Genomic DNA, 6,422 nt, shown 5'->3' with positions numbered 1-6,422 from the left:
CGGACAGCGGAGATCGATGATCTTGTCCCTCTCCAGGATCGAGAGGCCGCTCGATCCCTTGAGGACGATCTGCTCCCCCGTGAAGGAGAGCAGGGTCCCCGAGTGGAGATCCCCCTTTTCGAGGATCGCCTCGATCTCGGCGTCCAGATACCTCTCGAGGATCCTCTCCGGACTTGCGAGGTCGTACCTGTAGTTCTGCTCGATGACCGTGATCCCTCCCTCGCGTCCGAGCGACTTCAGATGGACGGAGGTCGGGTCGATCTGCGAGGCGACATCGACGATCGAGACGCTCCCGCGGCCCGACGGGAAGTCGAGCTCGCGGACGTCGCGCACAAGCCCCAGGTCGTTGTTGTAGACGGTGAGGTGAACCTCCCGCGCGATCGCGCCGGAGACGAGGAGCATCCCGAGCAACAGAGCGAGCAGGGTACGCATGATCGTCCCTCCTTTCGGGGGTATTACCTCGGCCGCGGATCCTTTATTCCCCGGATTGGGGACGGGAGCTAGTCTCCCTCAAGGACCGCGATCGCCGACCTGAGCTTCGTGAACGACTGCTCCATCTCGGCGAGCTTGGCCCGCTCGGCCTCGACGACGCCCGCCTTGGCCTTCTCCAGGAAGTCCTGGTTCGCGAGCTTGCGCTGGGAGGCGGCGATCTGCTTCTCGATCCTCTCCGCCTCGCGGAGAAGCCTCGCCCGCTCCGCCTGGAGATCGATCAGCCCTTCCAGATGGACGAAGACCTCCGAGGCCCCCACGACCGCGGAGGCGGCATGGGCGGGCTTCGGCGCGTTGGCGCCCAGGGTGAGCCCGCCGACCCGGGCCAGGGAACGGACCATCGCCTCGTTGCCGCGAACGAGGCGCTCGGTCTCGCCCGAAGCGCGGATCGTCACATCGGCCTCTCTCCCCGGCGGGACGTTCATCTCGCTCCTCAGGTTCCGGACCGCGACCACCAGCTCCTGCAGCGACGCGAACTGCGTCAGGGCCGGCGCGTCGAACGGCTGGTCCTCCGCGCGCGGCCACGGAGAGACGATCAGCATCTTCCCCGAGAGCGGAAGGTGGGAAGCGATCTCCTCCGTGATATAGGGCATGAGGGGATGGAGCAGCTTGAGGATCGCGTCCAACCCGGCGAGAATCCCCTCCCTTGCGCGCCGCGCCTCCTCGCCCCCCTCCGCCATCCGGACCTTCGCGATCTCGAGGTACCAGTCGCAGAAGTCGTTCCATGTGAAGGCATAGAGGACGCGGGCGAGATCGTTCATGCGCATCTCTTCCAGGGCCGCGCTCGCTTCTCCGCAGACCTGGTGGAGACGGGCGGACAGCCAGCGATCGGCGAGATGGTCCCCGGCGAGGGTGGGCGCGAGAGCGTCGCCGTCCCCGAGGTTCATCAAGGCGAAGCGGGCGGCGTTCCAGAGCTTGTTGGCGAAGTTACGCCCGACCTCGATCTTCCTCTCGCCGAAGAGGACATCGGTCCCCGTCGGGGTGAGCATCAGCATCGTGAAGCGCAGCGCGTCGGTCCCCCAGCGATCGATCAGGTCGATCGGATCGGGCGAGTTCCCGAGGGACTTCGACATCTTCCTTCCCTGCTCGTCGCGGATCAGCCCGTGGAAGTGGACGGTGTGGAACGGGATCTCGCCCATGAACTCGTATCCCGCCATGACCATCCTCGCCACCCAGAAGAAGATGATGTCGGGGCCGGTCACGAGGACGTCGGTCGGATAGTGAGTCTTGAGGTCATCGGTCTCGTCGGGCCAGCCGAGGGTCGAGAAGGGCCAGAGCCACGAGGAGAACCAGGTGTCCAGCACGTCCTCTTCCTGGCGCCACTTCGTGGAGCCGCACTCCGGGCAGGGATTCGTCTCCTCCCCGCTCAGGCAGAGATGCCCTCCCTCGCAGTACCAGACCGGGATCCGATGGCCCCACCAGAGCTGCCGGCTGATGCACCAGTCGCGGATGTTCTCGAGCCAGTGGAGGTAGACCTTCTCCCATCGCTGCGGGACGAATCGGATCTTCCCCTCCCGCGCGGCCCGCATGGCCGGCTCGGCGAGCGGAGCCATGCGCACGAACCACTGCTCCGAGATCATCGGCTCGACCACCGTCCCGCACCTGTGGCAGGTCCCGACCGAGTGGGAGTAGGGCTCGACCTTCTCGAGGAGCCCCGATTGCTTGAGCTCCTCCACGACCTTCGCCCGGCACTCGAGGAGGTCCATGCCGGAGAAGGGCCCCGCCTCCTCCGTCATCCGGCCGTTTCGGTCGATCACCGAAATCGAAGGCAGCCCGTGCCTGCGGCCGAGATCGAAGTCCGCGGGGTCGTGTCCGGGCGTCACTTTCACGGCCCCCGTTCCGAACTCGCGGTCGACCATCCCGTCCTCGACGAGAGGGATCCCGCGCAGGAGGATCGGCAGGATCAAGGTCCTGCCCTTGAGGGGCTCGAAGCGGGCGTCCTCGGGATGGACGGCCACCGCCGTGTCGCCCAGCATCGTCTCGGGACGGGTCGTGGCGACGACCACGGAGCGCTCCAGACCCTTGACCGGGTACTTCACGTAGTAGAGATGGTCGTCCCGCGAGTCATACTCGACCTCTTCGTCCGAGATCGCCGTCTGGCATCCGATGCACCAGTTGACGAGATAGCTCCCGCGGTAGATGAGCCCCTTCTTGAAGAGGCGGCGGAACGCCTCCAGAACGGCCTTGGTGAGACCCGGGTCGAGGGTGAAGCGCTCCCTCTCCCAATCGCAGGATGCGCCCAGGAGGCGCAGCTGCTGCGTGATCTTCCCCCCGTAGGCCTTCTTCCACTTCCAGACCTCCGCGACGAAGGCCTCCCGTCCGATCTGATCCGGGGAGACTCCCTTGGTCTCCAGGTCGCGCTTCACGACGTTCTGGGTGGCGATCCCGGCGTGGTCGGTGCCGGGCAGCCAGAGGGTGTTGTGGCCCTTCATCCGGTGCCAGCGGATCAGCACGTCCTGGATGGTGTTGTTGAGGACATGGCCGATCGTCAGCCCGCCGGTGATGTTGGGCGGGGGGATGACGATCGTGAAGGTCCCCGGCCCGGCGTCCCCGGAAGGGCGGAAGGCCCCCTCGCGCTCCCATCGCTCGTACCAGCGGCCCTCGAAGCTCTTCGGCTCGTAGGCCTTCGCCATCTCGGGCATCGAAACCCTCCCTCTCGCATCCGGCACCGAGAGTCCGGCCCCGGGGTAACGATGGAAGCTGAGGCTACCAGGGCGCCCGCAGCCGGGTCAATGCGGGCGGGGGGAAGCGCCCAACCGCACGCCGAGCGACCCGCGCCACCGAATGGGCGGATCCTGAGACTCGGCGCCGGAGGATCCCCGGCGAAACGACTCGACTCCGATCTCGAAGCGGGCGTTGTCGCCGATGGCGCGGCCGAGATGGCAGCCGAGCCCCTCTTCCCACCACGACCCGGCCTCGCTCCGGCGATCCACGTGCTTCCGTCCCCTCAGCCAGAGGAGGAGGCTGTTTCCGCCGAGGCTCGGACTCGCGATCCTCAGGTGTGCGGAAACGCCGTCGGGGCCCATGGGATGTCCCATGACGTAGCCGTGGTAGTAGTACGAGCCGGGGCCATAGACCGTGTGGTTCGTGTACCAGTAGTTCGCGTCGTCGACCGTCTCGGCGACCTCTCCGAGGATGATCCAGTCCGCCAGATCGATCGCTCCCCCCATCTGGTGGGCCACCGCCGTGGGCAGGGGCCCCTTGAAGGCGTCCTCTCCCGCGTACTCGTAGAAGAGACGCGCCCCGCGCAGCCAGGGCGGGGCGCCGCCCATCCGGGGAAGCCTCATCTCGATCCCGAACGACGCCTTCTGGTCGGTGTCGCTGTGATCGCGCGCTCCCCTGCGATTCTCGTCGCGCGCCCACCAGATGTCCCAGAGATCGCCGCCCTTGAGCTTCTCCGTTCGCCCCGCGCCCCCCATCAGGATGGTCCTCGAGGCCGAGAGGCGCGCCCAAGAGACCGGCTCCCACTCGAGCCGCGTCCCCTGCAAGAGGGGGTACGGTATCCTGCGATGCGCGTCGTCGAGATAGGCGAGGAAGATCGAGCCGTGGAAGCGCCCCAGCGACCGCGTCCGAGGGAGGACCCAGGGACGGACGCTGCGCAGGCGGACCATCTCATGGGGAGGGGCGGTGCGGCCGAGCAGGAGGCTGCCCTCCGATCCGTCCCCCCAGAAGGAGCGCGCCGCTCCCACGAGGATCTCCACACTGCTCGAGGACCAGGCCAGGTTGCGCTCGAGCCAGGCGCTCTCCCACGCGCCGCACCCGCCGGTCAGGAGGCGGCCGGCGGTCGCGACCCTGAAGCCCCGCCCGAGCGGCCAGAGGATGTCGGCCTCGACCCTGGAGCGCGTCCCCTCGCAGATCGTCGCCCCATCGCCCTCCTCCTCCGCGGTCGGGCGCCTCGCCTTGGCGGCATCGATTCTCCAGGCCGCCCCGCGGAGGATCGGCCGTCCCCCGCTCTGGGGAGGATCGGGCAAGGGCAAGATCCCGCCGCTCGGCAGGTCGGTCGATCGGTGGATCCTGTAGCGCTCGAGATCGTAGAAGCCGAGGAGCCCGTCCGCGATCCGCGTCGCGCCACACGCGGCAGACGCGGACAAGAGAACCGCGCCGAGAAGGAGAAGATGCGCCGCTCCTGGCATCGCCGTGCGCGGCAGACGAGTCGTGGCTAGGCTCTCCTCGCCGCCGACAGGACCTCGATGTGACCCGAGTTCATGAGAGAGCGCTCCGCCGCCTCGAGCACCTGCACGACGCGCAGGCCGACGGTGCCGTCGCTGCGGGGCCGGCGCTGGTAGTGGACGGCGCCCAGGAAGTCGGCGATCTCGGCCTGCAGCGGCTCGAACGACTCGAGCTTCGGCGAGACGATGTCCCCCGTGCGGTACGAGAGCTGATACTCGCCGAACGTGTCCGGATCCTTGAAGTTGACACCCTTGTCAAAGATCTTCACCTGCTCGAGATGCTCCGTGTCGTCGTAGACGAGCATCTTGGCGTCGCCGACGATCGTCGTGCGGCGGAGCTTGGAGGGGGCGAGCCAGCTGACCTGCACGTGAGCGATCGCCCCGGAGGCGAAGCGCATGAAGAGGAAGGCGACGTCCGGGATCCCTTTCTGGACGAAGTCTTTCCCGGTCGCGAGGACCTCGACAGGCGTCTGCTCGAACCAGTAGAGAATCATCGAGAGATCGTGAGGGGCTAGATCCCAGATGACGCTCACGTCCTTCTGATGCAGACCCAGATTCACCCGAGTGGAGCTGACGTAGAAGATCTCCCCCAGCTCTCCGGAGTCGAGGATCTCCTTGATCTTGATGACCGGGGGGCTGTACTGGAACGTGTGCCCGACCATGAGGGTCAGCCGCCGGCGATCCGCCTCCTCGATGAGGCGCAGGGCCTGCTCGCTGGAGGCAGCGAACGGCTTCTCGACGAAGACGTGCTTGCCGCGCTGGATCGCCCGCAACGCGAGGTCGTAGTGGGTCGACAGAGGCGTGGCGATCATCACCGCGTCGACGTCCAGCCGCCCGATGACCTCATCGAAGTCGGTCGTCACCTCGATCGCCGGATAGCGGAGCGCGATCCTCTGGAGCTTCGCCGGCACCAGATCGCACGCGACGACCTTGTTGCAGAGCCGATTCTCGAAGAGGTTGCGGACGAGGTTCGGGCCCCAGTAGCCGCATCCCACGACGGCGACATTCAACACCCCCTTCGCCATGCTAGAGGCCGCCCTTCCCGAAGAGGATGACGGGCACGGTCCTGAACAGCAGCCTCATGTCGAGGGCGAAGGACCAGTTTCCGATGTAGAACAGATCGAGCAAGACCATCTCCTCGAAGGTGACGCAGGAGCGCCCGGTCACCTGCCAGAGCCCCGTCATCCCGGGAGTCACGTCCAGGCGCCTGCGCTGCCAGTCCTCGTAGAGATCATACTCGAAAGGAAGGCAGGGGCGGGGGCCGACCAGGCTCATTTCGCCGCGCAGGACGTTCCAGAGCTGAGGCAGCTCGTCGAGGCTCGTCCGCCGCAGGATGTGCCCCACCGCCGTGATCCTCGGATCGTCGACCCGCTTGTAGACCGGCCGCCCCCGGATGTCGATGCCCGCCGCCGCCCCGCTGCGGAGAAACCTCTCGAGGTAGCGGTGATGGTCCTCGTCCTCCTCGTGGACGATCATGCTGCGGAACTTGAACATGGTGAAGGGCCGCCCTCCCCGACCTATGCGCGGCTGCCTATAGAGGATCGGCCCCCGCGAGGTGAGGCGGATCGCGAGAGCGATCGATGCAAGCAGGGGAAGGATCGCCAGGCCCCCGAGTAGGGCGCCGGCGACGTCGAGAAACCGCTTCCGGATCCGGGCGCCGCCGCAGAGCGGCGTCCTTCCTACCTGCATGAGGTGCCGGCCGTGGACGGTCTCGACCGGGATCGATCCGAAGAGACGGTCGAGGACCTCGGAGAGCACCTTGAC

The 6,422-nt window shown here is 67.1% G+C and carries 5 protein-coding genes; all 5 read right to left on the bottom strand.

The genetic code is table 11. The features are described from left to right. On the bottom strand, positions 1-432 hold a 432-nt coding region (locus FJY88_10785; GenBank protein MBM3287818.1), incomplete at its 3' end, for a hypothetical protein. A gap of 68 nt (positions 433-500) precedes the next feature. Further along, on the bottom strand, positions 501-3,131 hold the full coding sequence (locus FJY88_10780; protein ID MBM3287817.1) for a valine--tRNA ligase: 2,631 nt from the start codon (positions 3,129-3,131) through the stop codon (positions 501-503). Positions 3,132-3,218: 87 nt separating this feature from the next. Beyond that, on the bottom strand, positions 3,219-4,622 hold the full coding sequence (locus tag FJY88_10775; GenBank protein MBM3287816.1) for a capsule assembly Wzi family protein: 1,404 nt from the start codon (positions 4,620-4,622) through the stop codon (positions 3,219-3,221). 26 nt (positions 4,623-4,648) lie between these two features. After that, positions 4,649-5,683 (bottom strand): Gfo/Idh/MocA family oxidoreductase, encoded by a 1,035-nt coding sequence (locus FJY88_10770; protein MBM3287815.1) that lies wholly within the window; start codon positions 5,681-5,683, stop codon positions 4,649-4,651. 1 nt (position 5,684) lies between these two features. Further along, positions 5,685-6,422, bottom strand: a 738-nt coding sequence (locus FJY88_10765; protein MBM3287814.1) for a sugar transferase, incomplete at its 5' end; no start/stop codon positions are given.

It is taken from the genome of Candidatus Eisenbacteria bacterium (assembly GCA_016867495.1).
GTDB lineage: Bacteria > Eisenbacteria > RBG-16-71-46 > CAIMUX01 > VGJL01 > VGJL01.
The sequence above is the reverse complement of the archived record's forward strand: the minus strand, read 5'-3'. Positions and strand labels throughout refer to the sequence as shown.